The 13,831-nt window shown below is 64.0% G+C and carries 8 protein-coding genes and 1 pseudogene; 4 read left to right on the forward strand and 5 right to left on the reverse strand.

The genetic code is table 11. The features are described 5' to 3' along the window. Positions 1–211: 211 nt before the first annotated feature. Both mfd and LB538_RS00790 read right to left on the reverse strand, forming a co-directional pair. Positions 212–3,709 carry a transcription-repair coupling factor gene (gene mfd, locus LB538_RS00785; protein WP_224525455.1) on the reverse strand — a complete coding sequence of 1,166 codons (3,498 nt, stop codon included), beginning with the start codon at positions 3,707–3,709 and terminating at the stop codon, positions 212–214. 13 nt (positions 3,710–3,722) lie between these two features. Beyond that, on the reverse strand, positions 3,723–4,010 hold the full coding sequence (locus LB538_RS00790) for a succinate dehydrogenase assembly factor 2 (protein WP_140840305.1): 288 nt from the start codon (positions 4,008–4,010) through the stop codon (positions 3,723–3,725). Positions 4,011–4,103: 93 nt separating this feature from the next. Between LB538_RS00790 and recG the strand changes: the two genes are divergently transcribed. Then, a complete protein-coding gene (gene recG / locus LB538_RS00795; protein ID WP_224525453.1) occupies positions 4,104–6,212 on the forward strand; it encodes an ATP-dependent DNA helicase RecG in 2,109 nt (702 codons plus the stop codon). Here the strand turns inward: recG and LB538_RS00800 are convergent. After that, complete coding sequence (locus tag LB538_RS00800; protein ID WP_224525452.1) at positions 6,164–6,916, reverse strand: DUF502 domain-containing protein; 753 nt, start codon at positions 6,914–6,916, stop codon at positions 6,164–6,166. The two genes, recG and LB538_RS00800, sit on opposite strands and share 49 nt — an antisense overlap. A 277-nt stretch (positions 6,917–7,193) precedes the next feature. Between LB538_RS00800 and LB538_RS00805 the strand changes: the two are divergent. Next, positions 7,194–7,480: pseudogene (locus tag LB538_RS00805) on the forward strand (GIY-YIG nuclease family protein). 186 nt (positions 7,481–7,666) lie between these two features. On the opposite strand, the gene glmS reads toward LB538_RS00805, so the two are convergent. After that, on the reverse strand, positions 7,667–9,490 hold the full coding sequence (glmS, locus tag LB538_RS00810) for a glutamine--fructose-6-phosphate transaminase (isomerizing) (RefSeq protein WP_224525450.1): 1,824 nt from the start codon (positions 9,488–9,490) through the stop codon (positions 7,667–7,669). A gap of 329 nt (positions 9,491–9,819) precedes the next feature. Here glmS and LB538_RS00815 point away from each other — a divergent pair, with 329 nt between their 5' ends. Then, positions 9,820–10,194, forward strand: coding sequence for an ADP-ribosylation/crystallin J1 (locus tag LB538_RS00815; protein ID WP_224525448.1), 375 nt, complete (start codon positions 9,820–9,822; stop codon positions 10,192–10,194). Between the two features lie 4 nt (positions 10,195–10,198). On the opposite strand, the gene glmU is transcribed toward LB538_RS00815, so the two are convergent. Continuing rightward, entirely contained in the window at positions 10,199–11,569 is a 1,371-nt protein-coding gene (glmU, locus tag LB538_RS00820) for a bifunctional UDP-N-acetylglucosamine diphosphorylase/glucosamine-1-phosphate N-acetyltransferase GlmU (protein WP_224525447.1), read from the reverse strand. Positions 11,570–11,790: 221 nt separating this feature from the next. On the opposite strand from glmU, the gene LB538_RS00825 reads away from it, so the two are divergent. Next, positions 11,791–13,689 (forward strand): adenylate/guanylate cyclase domain-containing protein, encoded by a 1,899-nt coding sequence (locus tag LB538_RS00825; protein WP_224551605.1) that lies wholly within the window; start codon positions 11,791–11,793, stop codon positions 13,687–13,689. The last annotated feature ends 142 nt before the right edge of the window (positions 13,690–13,831 follow it).

Genomic DNA, 13,831 nt, shown 5'->3' on the forward strand with positions numbered 1-13,831 from the left:
GCTGCACCCAACGCCCTTCCAGAGCAACTCCAGGAAAGTGTAACGGCTTTCCGTCCGGAATTGCGTCAAATAAACCGGCGAGCGTGGTTGCCCGCCATTCCAGCCTCGATACGAGGTCGCGGCTCCTTACACGAAGCCGACTGCCTATTCTAGCCGGGTTTTTCAGTGGTGGCGAATGCGTTGAGCTGCTCGGCTTCCAATGTAGACGCCGTTACGCGGCCTTATCGACGAGCCGCGCCAGTTGCGTCATCACCACGGCCGAGCCGGCGAGCCGCTTCTCCGCGTTCGGCCAGTCGCGGATGAAAACGACGCTATGGTCGGCCCTGATCTTGGCCAGCGATCCCTGCTCGCCGATGAACTTGACCAGCCCGACCGGATTGGGGAACTCGCGCTTGCGGAAATGAATGACGACGCCCTTGGGCCCGGCATCGAGCTTCTCGACATTGGCCCTGCGGCAGAGCGCCTTGATGAAGACGATCTTCAACAGGTGCGTCACCTCTTCCGGCAAAGGCCCGAAACGGTCGATCAGCTCGGCGCCGAAGCCGTCGATCTCCTCGGTGGTTTCGAGGTCGCCAAGGCGTCGGTAGAGCGCCATGCGGAGCTGCAGGTCGGGCACATAGCTTTCCGGGATCATCACCGCGGTGCCGACGGCGATCTGCGGCGACCAGCCGCCGTCCTGCGCCTCGCCGGTATCCTTCACCTCGGCCACCGCCTCTTCCAGCATCTGCTGGTAGAGCTCGAAGCCGACCTCCTTGATATGGCCGGACTGCTCTTCGCCCAGAAGATTGCCGGCGCCACGGATGTCGAGGTCGTGGCTGGCGAGCTGGAACCCTGCGCCGAGCGTGTCGAGCGACTGCAGCACCTTCAGCCTGCGCTCGGCCGTATCGGTGAGCTTGCGGTTCGCCGGTAGCGTGAACAGCGCATAGGCGCGCACCTTCGAACGGCCGACGCGGCCGCGCAACTGATAAAGCTGCGCGAGGCCGAACATGTCGGCGCGATGGATGATCAGCGTGTTTGCGGTCGGGATATCGAGCCCGGATTCGACGATGGTGGTCGACAGGAGCACGTCATACTGACCGTCGTAGAAAGCGTTCATGATGTCGTCGAGCTCGCCCGGCGGCATCTGGCCATGCGCCACCGCCACTTTCAGCTCCGGCACGGATTCCCTCAGGAAATCCTGGATTTCGGCCAGGTCGCTAATACGCGGCACGACATAGAAGGAATGGCCGCCGCGATAGCGTTCGCGCAGCAGTGTCTCGCGGATGACCAGCGGATCGAAGGGTGAGATGAAGGTGCGCACCGCCATGCGGTCGACCGGCGGCGTGGCGATCAGCGAGAGCTCGCGAACGCCGGTCAGCGCCAGTTGCAGCGTGCGCGGGATCGGCGTCGCCGACAGCGTCAGCACATGCACGTCGGACTTGAGATCCTTCAGCCGCTCCTTGTGCTTGACGCCGAAATGTTGCTCCTCGTCGATGATCAGCAGGCCGAGGCGCTTGAACGAGATCGAGCTGCCGAGCAGCGCGTGCGTGCCGACGACGATGTCGACCGTGCCTTCGGCGATGCCCTTCTTGGTCTCCGCCAATTCTTTTGAACCAACCAGGCGCGACGCCTGCGCAATGCGGATCGGCAGGCCCGAAAAGCGCTGCGAGAAGGTTTTGAAGTGCTGCCGCGACAACAACGTCGTCGGCACCACGACCGCGACCTGGAACCCCTCCATGGCCGCTATGAAGGCGGCGCGCAACGCAACTTCCGTCTTGCCGAAACCGACGTCGCCGCAGATCAGCCGGTCCATCGGTTTGCCGGCGCCGAGATCATCCAGGACGGAATCGATCGCCGTCTGCTGGTCGTCGGTCTCCTCATAGGGGAAACGGGCGGCGAACTCGCCATAAAGCCCTTCCGCCGGGATCATGGAGGGCGCTGCACGCATCTGCCGCTCGGCGGCGATGCGGATCAATTGCCCGGCCATATCGAGCAGACGCCGCTTCAGCCGTGCCTTGCGCGCCTGCCAGGCGCCGCCGCCCAGCTTGTCGAGCGTCGCCTCAGCCGAATCCGAGCCATAGCGCGACAGAAGCTCGATGTTTTCCACCGGCAGGAACAGGCGATCGTCGCCGGCGTAGTGGATTTCGAGACAGTCATGCGGCGCGCCGAGCGCTTCGATGGTGCGCAAGCCGATGAAGCGGCCTATGCCATGGTCGGCATGGACGACGATGTCGCCTGCCGACAGCGACGAGGCTTCGGCTATGAAATCGGAGGCCTTCTTCTTGCGCTTGGAACGCCGAATGAGCCTGTCGCCGAGGATGTCCTGCTCGGCGACGACGACCAGATCGTCGGTCTCAAAGCCGGATTCGAGCGGCAGCACGGCAAGGCCCGCCTGCCCCGGCTCTAGCTTTTCGACCTCGGCCAGCGTCGCGACAGGTTTCAGATTACTGAGATGGTGCTCCGCGAGAATTTGCCCGAGCCGGTCGAGCGAGCCTTCAGTCCAGCCGGCGACGACGACGCGGCGACGCGCCGCGCGCTCGTCGGCAATGTGCTTCACGACGACGTCGAAGACGTTGATGTTGGGATCGGCGCGCTCCTCGGCAAAGCTGCGGCCTTGCCGCGAGCCGCCATGGAAGACTTTTTTGCCGCCGACGTCGGGGGCGTCGAAGACGGTGAAGTCTATGTCCTCGCGCGGTCCGAGCGACGCCTTGAGGTTTTCGGGCGAGAGATACAGCAGATCCGGCGCCACCGGCTTGTAAGGTACGGCATCCTTGAGCGCGCTGTCGGCCTGCTTCCGCCGCGCCTCGTAATGGTCGAGGATCAGCGTGTGGCGCTCGGCCAAGGCCTCATGTGCCAGATGGTCGAACACGACGGGCGCGTCCGGCAGATAGTCGAACACGGTCTCCAGCCGCTCGTAGAAGAAGGGCAGCCAGTGCTCCATGCCGGCGAAGCGGCGGCCTTCGCTGACCGCCGCGTAGAGCGCGTCGTCGCGCGACGGCGCGCCGAAGGCCTCGATATAGGACCGGCGAAAGCGGCTGATCGTTTCCGGTGTCAGCGCCACCTCGCTCATCGCTTGCAGCGACATCGACTTGCGCTGCCCGGTGGTGCGCTGCGTCGCGACGTCGAAGACGCGGATCGATTCCAGCGTGTCGCCGAAGAAGTCGAGCCTGAGCGCCTCGCTCCAGCCGGGCGCGAAAAGGTCGAGGATGCCGCCGCGCACCGCGAATTCACCAAGCCCGCGAACGGTCGGCACGCGCTCGAAGCCGGACGTCTCCAGCCGCGCGATCAGCGCGTTCATGTCGATCTGGTTTCCCGGCTTGGCGTGGAAAGTCTGCGCTTCGATCAGCTCGGCCGGCGGGATGCGCTGCAACAGCGCATTGGCGGTGGTGAGGATCACCGCGCGATGCGGTTTCTTGGCCAGTGCGATCATGGCCGAAAGCGCGTCGAGCCGCCGCGCCGCGGCATCTGCGCCGGGCGAGACTCGATCGTAAGGCAGGCAGTCCCAGGCCGGCAGCTCCAGCACCGGCAGGCCGGGCGCGGCAAAGGCGAGCGCCTCGATGATCGCTGGCAGCCGCTGGCCGTCGCGCGCGACGAACAGCACCGGCTTGTCGGGCGCGATCTCCTGCGCCGTCTGCACCAGGGCGAAGGCTTCGTAGCCGTCGGCGACGCCGTCGACAACGAACTGGCCGGCGCGGCCCTTGGGCAGGCCAATGGAAGGAATGAGGGTCATGGATATGCGTTTTTCAAAATGTCATGGTCCGGCGCGACGCCAGGATCTTCCGCAGAACCGCGCAGTCGATATCGGGCGAAACTGGGCGCTCGCCGGTGACCATCGGGAAAAATTCGGTGTCGGGAATTTCGAGAAGTCTCTCATATTGGTCGATTTCATCGCCGGTCAAGGCGCCGATCTCGGCGTCGGCGAAGGAACCGAGGATCAGGTCCATCTCGCGCATGCCGCGATGCCAGGAGCGGAACAGGAGCTTGCGGCGGCGCGCGTCCAACCCCTCGCTTGATCGCTGTGTTCCGGTCATGGCGCCGCATCCCTGTCCAAAGCGGCGCGTATAGCGTGGATAGAGAGCGGTGTCAGCCTTTGCGCTGCCCTCGTCGCGACATAAGCTGACACGATGCGTCCCACCGTCCTCGATCCCTTGTTCGTTCCGATCACTTCGCTTGCCGGCGTCGGCCCGAAGGTCGGATTGCTGATCGAGCGTGTCGTGCCAGCCGACCTCGGCGATCGCGCTGCGCGCGCGGCCGACCTTCTGTTCGTGCTGCCCAACACCGTCATCGACCGCCGCAACCGGCCTGGCATCGCGCTGTCGGCCGAGGGCCAGATCGTCACGCTCGAGGTGCGCGTCGACCGCCATCAGCCGCCGCCGCGCGGCAACAGGTCGGTGCCGTACAGGGTTTACGCCCATGACGACACCGGCGAGGTCGCACTGACCTTCTTCCATGCCCATGCCGCCTATTTGCAGAAAATGCTTCCCGAGGGCGAGCGTGTGGTGATCTCGGGCCGCATGGAGTGGTTCAACGGCCGCCCGACGATGGTCCATCCCGACCACATCGCGCCGATCGACGAGGCCGAGGGCCTACCGTTGGTCGAGCCGGTCTATCCGCTCACCGCCGGCCTCTCGGCCAAGGTGCTGCGCCGCGCCATCGGACAGGCGCTTGGCCGCCTGCCAGAACTGCCGGAGTGGCAGGACGATGCCTTCATGCGCCGCCATACATTCCCGTCCTTCAGCGATGCGCTCGCCCGCATCCATTATCCGAAGGATCCGATCGACGTTGCCGTCGAGGGATCGGCCTGGCGACGCCTTGGCTATGACGAATTGCTGGCCGGCCAGGTTTCGCTGGCGCTGGTGCGAGCGAGAATTCGCCGCCTCTCGGGCCGGCCGCTTACCGGCGACGGCCGCATCGTCGAGAAGCTGCGAGCTGCCCTGCCCTACAAGCTCACCCCCAGCCAGGAATTCGCGCTCGGCGAAATCAATGCGGACCTTGCCGATCCCGAACGCATGCTGCGCCTGCTGCAGGGCGATGTCGGCTCAGGCAAGACGGTGGTGGCGCTGCTCGCCATGGCGCGCGCGGTCGAGGCCGGCGGCCAGGCGGCGCTGATGGCGCCGACCGAGATCCTGGCGCGCCAGCATCTGGCGACGATCGCGCCGCTAGCGGAAAAAGCCGGCCTGCGCCTCGCTATCCTGACCGGGCGCGAGAAGGGCCGCGAGCGTGCCGAGACGCTTGCCGGTCTTGCCGGCGGCGAAATCGACATCGTCGTCGGCACGCATGCGCTGTTCCAGGAAAGCGTGACGTTTCACGACTTGGTGCTTGCCGTCGTCGACGAGCAGCACCGCTTCGGCGTTCATCAGCGCCTCGCCATCACCGCCAAGGGCGATGCACCCGATATGCTGGTGATGACGGCGACGCCCATTCCGCGCACGCTGGTGCTGACCGCCTTCGGCGACATGGACGTCTCGAAACTGACCGAGAAGCCGGCCGGCCGGCAGCCGATCCGCACCGTCACCTTGCCGATGGAACGGCTGGATGAGCTGGTCGGCCGCATGCTTGACGCCGTCGCCGATGGCCAGAAGATCTACTGGATCTGCCCGCTGGTCGAGGAATCCGAAGAGATCAAGCTGATGTCGGCGGAGGACCGCTTTGCTTCGCTGAAACCGCTCTTCGGCGACCGGATCGGCCTGGTGCACGGTCGCATGAAGGGTGCGGAGAAAGACGAGGCGATGCGCTCCTTCAAGCAGGGCGAAACGCGCATCCTCATCGCCACCACCGTGGTCGAGGTCGGCGTCGACGTGCCCGACGCAACGATCATGGTGATCGAGCATGCCGAACGCTTCGGCCTTGCCCAGTTGCACCAGTTGCGCGGCCGGGTCGGGCGCGGCGACAAGCCCTCCTCCTGCGTCCTGCTCTACAAGGAGCCGCTCGGCGAGACGGCCAAACGCCGGCTCTCGGTGATGCGCGAGACAGAGGACGGCTTCAAGATCGCCGAGGAGGACCTGAAACTGCGCGGCGAAGGTGAGTTGCTGGGCACCCGCCAGTCCGGCACGCCGGGCTTCCAGGTGGCGCGCCTCGAGTTCCATGCCGATCTGCTCGAAGCCGCGCGCGACGACGCACGTCTGATCGTGTCGCGCGACCCGGAATTGCAGTCCGAACGCGGCGGGGCGCTGCGGCTGCTGCTTTACCTGTTCGGCCGCGACGAGGCGGTGCGGCTGCTGCGCGCCGGCTGAGCGCCGAGCGGCGGATTGGCGAGCGGTCCTTCGACCGGTTCGCCATTCAGCGTCACCAGCTTGGCCTTGACCTCCGGCGCTACCATGCCGGCCGAGACGATCAGCTTGGCGCCGTCCTCGATCGACATGTCGAGCGGCACGATCTCGGATTTGTGGACATACATCAGGAAACCGGTGGTCGGATTGGGCGTGCAGGGCATGAACACCGCAATCAGCGGATCACCTTCCTGATCGAGCTTCTGGTTGATCTCGGTTTCCTTGTCGCTGGCGACGAAGACCAGCGACCAGACGCCCTTTCTCGGATATTCGACCAACCCGACCTGGCGGAACATGTCGCCCTTGTTCGACAGCACCGTCTCGAAAATCTGCTTCAGCGAGCCATAGATGCCACGCACCAGCGGCATGCGGCCAAGCAGCCGCTCGCCGAAATTGACAATGGCGCGGCCGACGATGTTCGCCGTCAGGAAGCCGATCAGCGTGATCAGCACCAGCGCCACGATCAGCCCGAAGCCCGGAACCGGGAACGGCAGATAGGTATCGGGGTTGTAGCGGGCTGGGATATAGGGTTTTACCCAGGAATCGACCCAGCCGATCAGCGACCAGGCGATATAGACCGTGATCGCCAGCGGCGCGCAGACGATGAAGCCCGTCAGGAAATAATTCCTCAGCCGGGTCATGCCAGAGGTCTTCAGGGCGTCGGACATGGGTTCACCGCGGCGCAGGTTGCAACGCTGAGATTAGTGAACCGCGAGCCGGTTTGGAACTGCGAAGTTTTTAAGGGTGCCCTCCATCAACCGGCTTTCAGCATTCCAAATGGAAGCTGCTCCGTTCGCGATTGGCCGCAACACCCCTCCCTCGTCATCCACGGGCGGAGCGGGAGCGAAGCGGACGCGCAGACCCGAGGATCCATTCCGTGACGCCGGCCAAAAAATGCCACCCGTCAGAATAGTCCCCTAACCATCAATCCGTTATCGTTCACGCATGACCGGCTATGTCTATATGACAGCAAGCAAGAAGCGCGGCACCATCTACACTGGTGTGACGAACGATCTTGGCCGTCGGATGCCGGAGCACAGGTCCGGCGAAGGCTCGCGCTTTACCGGGCGCTACGGCGTACAACGCCTGGTCTGGTACGAGGAGTATTCGACATCCGCGATGCGATCCAGCGTGAAAAGTCGCTGAAACGCTGGCCTCGCCAGTGGAAGATCGAACTGATCGAAAAGGCCAATCCTGAGTGGTTCGAGCTGTTCCGCGGTATCGGGTGGTAGTGCCTAATTCTGCACCGCTTTGATCCGCCGCAAACGTCACGGAATGGATCCTCGGGTCTGCGCAGGAGCTTCGCTCCTGCTCCGCCCGTGGATGACGAAAGAAGGCTGTTGGCCGTCGCACTTCGAAGTACTGTCACTAACCGAGGAACCCATGACGCAATCCACAATCCGGCGGTAGTGACGGTGCTACTCCACCGTCACCGACTTCGCCAGATTGCGCGGCTGGTCGACGTCGGTGCCCATGAAGACGGCGGTGAAATAGGCCAGCATCTGGATCGGCAGCGCGTAGATGATCGGCGAGATAATCTCCGGCACTTCGGGCAGGATGATCGTCTCCATCGTCTTGATGCCGGCCTGCGCCGCGCCCTTCTTGTCGGTGATCAGGATGATCTTGCCGCCGCGCGCCGCCACTTCCTGCATGTTCGACACGGTCTTTTCGAATATACGGTCATGCGGCGCAATCACGATCACCGGCATGTTCTCGTCGATCAGCGCGATCGGCCCGTGCTTCAGCTCGCCGCCGGCATAGCCTTCGGCGTGGATGTAGGAGATTTCCTTGAGCTTCAGCGCGCCTTCCATGGCCAGCGGAAAATTGGTGTCGCGGCCGAGGTAGAGCACGTCCTTGTAGCGCGACAGCTCGCGCGAGATGCGCTCGATCTGCTCGTCAAGCTTCAGCACCCGGGTGGCGTAGCGCGGCGCCTCGGAAAGCTCGCGCACCAGCTGCTTTTCCTCATCGCGCGAGATCGTGCCGCGCGCCACGCCCGCGCGGACCGCGAGCGCAGCCAAGACGGATAGCTGGCAGGTAAAAGCCTTGGTCGAGGCGACGCCGATCTCCGGCCCGGCCAGCGTCGGCAGCACGACGTCGGATTCGCGCGCCATGGTCGATTCCCGCACATTGACGACAGCGCCGATTTTCATGCCGGCCTTGCGGCAATAGCGCAGCGAAGCAAGCGTGTCGGCGGTCTCGCCCGACTGCGAGATGAAGAAGGCCGCGTCATTGGCCGAAAGCGGCATCTCGCGGTAGCGGAACTCGGAGGCGACGTCGATGTCGATCGGCAGCCGTGCATAGCGCTCGAACCAGTATTTGCTGATCAGCCCGGCGAGATAGGCGGTGCCGCAGGCCGAAAGCGCCAGGCGGCCGATCTTGGCGAAGTCGAAGGGCAGGTCGAGCGGCTTCGACACCCCCGATGCGAAATCCACGTAGTGTGCCAGCGTGTGCGAGATCACCTCCGGCTGCTCATGGATTTCCTTTTCCATGAAATGGCGGCGGTTTCCCTTGTCGACCATGAAGCTGGTCGACAGTGACTGCTGGCGCTTGCGGTCGACCTGTCTGCCGTCGATGTCGTAGATGGTCACGCTTTCGCGACGCACGACCGCCCAGTCGCCGTCTTCGAGATAGGTGACCGCATTGGTAAAAGGCGCCAGCGCAATGGCGTCGGAGCCCAAAAACATCTCGCCCTCGCCATGGCCGACGGCCAAAGGCGGTCCGTTGCGGGCGCCGACGATCAGGTCCTCGTCGCCCTTGAACATGATTGCCAGGGCAAAGGCGCCGGAAAGCCGCTTCAGCGCCGCATGCGCGGCTTCCACCGGCTTCAGCCCCTTGGCGAGCTCGCGCGCCACCAGATGGGCGACGACCTCGGTGTCGGTCTGCGAAGAGAAAGAGTAGCCGTCGCGGGTGAGTTCGTCGCGCAGCTCGGCGAAATTCTCGATGATGCCGTTGTGGACGATGGCGACGCCTTCGGAAAAATGCGGATGCGCATTGGTCTCGTTGGGCACGCCATGTGTCGCCCAGCGTGTGTGGCCGATGCCGATCGTGCCGTCCAGCGGCTCGTCCTTCAGCCGGCGTTCGAGATTGACCAGCTTGCCCTCAGCGCGGCGGCGGCCGAGCTCGCCCCTTTCGATGGTGGCGACGCCGGCCGAGTCGTAGCCGCGATATTCAAGCCGCTTTAGCGCATCGACGATGAGCGGCGCGACTTGGCTTCGGCCAACGATTCCAACGATACCGCACATGGCGATTGCCCCCGATTCCCAGCAGAAAACCCAGCGCTATCTATGGATTGCCGGCCTGCCGTAAAAGTCACTTTGCGTTTCGTTCCATGTCACCGGGAACGGTTTTTGTACCATTGGACATTCTCAGAACGCCCTTGCAATCCGGTTACCGCAAACGCCTTGTCTTGTCGCTTAGACGGTTTGGCGGCGTTCATCACCATGTAAACATTTGTGGCCGGAGCATGTCATCGTTCGAACGACAAACGCCACGCCACAGTTGGCAAAGGCCCGTATGGCGAACGCTCCTTGGGGGCATTGCCTCGACTCGAATTGGGCAGTTTATTTAACCTATGAGCAAAGCGACGAATACCGTAACGCTGTGGCGGCCGGTCGGACCGCAGGAGTTGACGCTGATCAAGGCTTCGGGCATGCGCGAATTTCCGCCGCGCCTGCCCGATCAGCCGATTTTCTATCCGGTGCTCACTGAAGCCTATGCTGTCCAGATCGCCCGCGACTGGAACGTGCAGGCGAGCGGTTCCGGCTTCGTCACGCGGTTTGAGGTCCTGAAAAGCTTCCTCGACGGCTACCGCGTCGAGCATGCCGGCAGCAGAGCGCATCTCGAATATTGGATACCCGCTGAAGACCTGCCTCAGTTCAACAAGGCAATCGTCGGCGAGATCGTGGTAACGGCTGCTTTCGGCAAAATCACCGAAAGCACCACCTGAAACGCTATTCCGCCGCTGCCTTCTTCCGCGCCGCGGCGGCCGAGGCGAAGCGTTCGCGCAATTCCTTCCCCTTGCCGGGAATCGTCTTCTGGCGCGCGCGGCCGAAGGCCAGCGCATCGTCGGGCACGCTTTCGGTGATCACGCTGCCGGAAGCGATGTACCCGCCCTTGCCGATCGAGACCGGCGCCACCAGCGAGGAATTCGAGCCGACAAAGACGCCCTCGCCGATATCGGTGAAGAATTTCGAGTAGCCATCATAATTGCAGGTGATGGTGCCGGCGCCGATATTGGCAGCGGCACCCACGCGCGCATCGCCGATGTAGGTCAGGTGATTGACCTTGGCGCCCTCTTCGATCGTCGCCTGCTTGACCTCGCAGAAATTGCCGACCTTTGCCTTGTTTCGAAGGTCCGCGCCCGGCCGCAACCGGGCGAACGGCCCGACATCGCAATTTGAGGCGATCGTTGCGCCCTCGATGTGGCTGAAGGCGTGAATCTTGGCGCCTGACGCGATCTTCACACCCGGCCCGAACCAGACATTCGGCTCGACGAGCGTATCGGCGCCGATCTCGGTGTCGTGCGAGAAATAGACGGTTTCGGGCGCGATCAGCGTAACTCCGGACAGCATCGCCTCGCGCCGACGGCGCGCCTGCCAAATCGCTTCCGCCTCGGCGAGCTCGGCTCGGTTGTTGATGCCGAGCGCGCTTTCGAAACTCGCTTCCGTTGCCACTACGTCGAGCCCTTCCGCGCCGGCGATCTCGACGATGTCGGTGAGGTAGAATTCGCCCTTGGCGTTCTTGTTGCCGACCTTGTCGAGCAGCCGCAGCGCATGCTTGCCCGCCACCGCCATCATGCCGGCATTGCAGAAGCCGATCTTTTTCTCTTCCTCCGAGCAGTCCTTCTCCTCGCGGATGGCAATGAGATGACCGCCTTTTTCGATCAACCGGCCGTAGCCGGTCGGGCTTGGCGGACGGAAGCCGATGACCGCGACGGCGGCACCCTCCGCCAGCTTCTGCCGCGCGGCGGCCAGCGCCTGCGCATCGATTAGCGGCGTGTCGCCGAACATCACGAGAATATCGTCATAGCCCTTTGATATCGCTTCGCGCGCGGCGAGGACCGCATGCCCGGTGCCAAGCCGCTTCTCCTGCACGAAGGTCTCCGCCTTCGGCGCGAATTTCTGCACCGCCTTGCGCATCTCGTCTGCGCCGTGGCCGATCACCAGCGCCACACCGGTCGCGCCGGCGGCCTCAGCGGCTTTCACGACGTGAGCCACCATCGGCAGGCCGGCAATGGCATGCAGCACCTTGGGCATCGCGCTTTTCATGCGCGTGCCTTCGCCGGCGGCGAGGATAACGGACAGGCAGGTTCTCTGGCTCATGGATGGGCAACCGTATGAAAAAGGTTTGAATCAACGCATGTTAACAGCGTAGGCCATGCTGCACCAATGCGGTTAAATTCCGGTGAGATGGCAAAGCCAAGTCTCCAAGTGCGAACGTCGGGTGTGATGCCCGATACAAAAGCACCGCCGCGGTGGCGTCAGCCGGTTACACAGGTCAGGAAATATCCCCGGCCTGCTGGGGGTGCTGCGTCGCAAGCGGGATGGCGAAATCTCGTGAAGGCAAGGTCGAGCTGCGTTTTCCGTTCCACATCGGCGACGGGCGGAGACTGGGAGAGATGGATACCATGCGCGTGGCGCGTCTGGAAGTTGGCGGGACATGGACGCGGAGCGGCACGCGTGCAGGCGCTTGGCCGAGCGGTGCGATGACCGTGCGGCGCCACCTCGCTGCGATCCTAGCTTGCGACGTGGTCGGTTATTCGCGCCTGATGGAGCGCGACGAGCGCTGCACGCTCGAGCGGCTGAAGATCTACCGCAAGGACCTCCTCGAACCGCTGGTCTCCGAGCATCAGGGTCGGATCGTCAAGCTCACCGGCGACGGCATGCTGTGCGAATTCGCGAGCGTCGTCAACGCGGTGACCTCGGCGATGGCGATCCAGCGGACCCTGGCAGAACGCGAGGCGGAGACCCCCGAGGAAGAGAGGATTCGCTTCCGCATCGGCGTCAATCTCGGCGACGTGGTTTGCGAGGAGGACGGCGACCTCTACGGCGACGGGGTCAACATCGCCGCCCGCCTCGAAAGCGTCGCCGATCCCGGCACCGTTGTCGTCTCGGGCACCGCCTACGACCACCTTCAGGGCAAGCTCGACTGCGGCTTCACGCCGCTCGGCGAGCTGCGCCTCAAGAACATCGAGCGGCCCGTGCGCGCCTACCGCGTCGAGTCCGACGCCAGCGCTGCCCCGCCTCCCCTGCCCGAGAAACCCTCGATCGCGGTTCTGCCTTTCACCAACATGAGCGGCGACCCCGATCAGGAATACTTCGCCGACGGGCTGGTGGAGGACATCATCACGGGATTGAGCCGAGTGAACTCCTTCTTCGTGATCGCCCGCAACTCGTCCTTCACCTACAAGGGCCGGGCGGTGGACCTGCGCCAGGTCGGGCGCGAGCTGGGCGTCCGCTACGTGCTCGAAGGCAGCATCCGCAGGGCAGGATCGCGGGTGCGTATCAGTGGGCAGTTGGTGGACGCGATCAGCGGACACCATGTCTGGGCCGACCGCTTCGAGGGCGATATGTGCGACATCTTCGACCTGCAGGACAAGGTGACCGAGAGCGTCGTCGGCGCTGTCGAGCCGAGCATCCGGCTGGAGGAAATCAAGCAGGCGCGCATGAAGCCGACCGACTACATGAGCGCCTACGACCTCTACCTTCGCGCGCTGCCGCGCTTCTACAGCATGACGCGCGAAGGCTTTGCCGACGTGCGTCGGCTCACCAACGAGGCGCTTAGCATCGACCCCGGCTTCAACTTGGCGAAGGCACTCGGCGCCTATATCCGCAGCATATCCGTGAGCCAGTGCTGGCACGAGCCCGAGGATACCCGGGTCGCCACGCGCATGGCGCGCGAGGTACTGGCGGAAGCGCGCGACGACCCCACGAGCCTGCGCTTCGCCGCGCAGGTGATCGCCTACAGCGCGAAGGACTACGAGATGGCGCTGGCCACGATCGAACGATCCCTGCTGCTCAATCCCAATTCGGCGCAGGGCCATACGAGCTGCGGTTGGGTCAACGCACATTCCGGCCGCCCGCTCGTCGCGATCGAGCACTTTCACAGGGCAATGCGGCTGAGCCCGGTCGACCCCGAGAAGGGCATCGCGCTCTCGGGCATCGGGATGAGCTACCTGATGCTCGAGCGCTACGAGGAAGCGCTGGCATGGGGAGAACGCGCGCTGCAGGAGATGCCGAACTACGGCTCCTCGCACCGGGTGGTGATTATGGCGCTGGTCAAACTCAACCGGCTGGAGGAGGCGCGGGCGGCGGCGCGGCGGCTGATGGAGGCGTTCCCGACCTACACGCTCACCCTGCAGAGACAGATCAACCCATGGCAGGACAAGGTGTTCGGCGAGCGTTACGTCGAGGCGCTGGGCATCTCCGGCGTGCCGGAGTGATCGTCGCGGCGGAAATTCCGGTGAGACGGCGGAGCAGGTGACTCGATGGGTTGTCTGAACATAGTGGTCGCCCCAGGTCTCCATAGCAAATTATGGAACACGAGATAGAGGGCACAGGACCCTTCGATGCTGATCTCTACAA

Origin of the sequence: Mesorhizobium sp. Ca11 (genome assembly GCF_020165275.1) — a bacterium.
Taxonomy (GTDB): Bacteria; Pseudomonadota; Alphaproteobacteria; order Rhizobiales; family Rhizobiaceae; genus Mesorhizobium.

Excerpts from the sequence above, each read along its gene's own strand:
- mfd (WP_224525455.1), bottom strand. The coding sequence starts at position 3,709 with ATGACCCTCATTCCTTCCATTGGCCTGCCCAAGGGCCGCGCCGGCCAG.
- LB538_RS00790 (WP_140840305.1), bottom strand. The coding sequence starts at position 4,010 with ATGACCGGAACACAGCGATCAAGCGAGGGGTTGGACGCGCGCCGCCGC.
- recG (WP_224525453.1), top strand. The coding sequence starts at position 4,104 with ATGCGTCCCACCGTCCTCGATCCCTTGTTCGTTCCGATCACTTCGCTT.
- LB538_RS00800 (WP_224525452.1), bottom strand. The coding sequence starts at position 6,916 with ATGTCCGACGCCCTGAAGACCTCTGGCATGACCCGGCTGAGGAATTAT.
- glmS (WP_224525450.1), bottom strand. The coding sequence starts at position 9,490 with ATGTGCGGTATCGTTGGAATCGTTGGCCGAAGCCAAGTCGCGCCGCTC.
- LB538_RS00815 (WP_224525448.1), top strand. The coding sequence starts at position 9,820 with ATGAGCAAAGCGACGAATACCGTAACGCTGTGGCGGCCGGTCGGACCG.
- glmU (WP_224525447.1), bottom strand. The coding sequence starts at position 11,569 with ATGAGCCAGAGAACCTGCCTGTCCGTTATCCTCGCCGCCGGCGAAGGC.
- LB538_RS00825 (WP_224551605.1), top strand. The coding sequence starts at position 11,791 with ATGGCGAAATCTCGTGAAGGCAAGGTCGAGCTGCGTTTTCCGTTCCAC.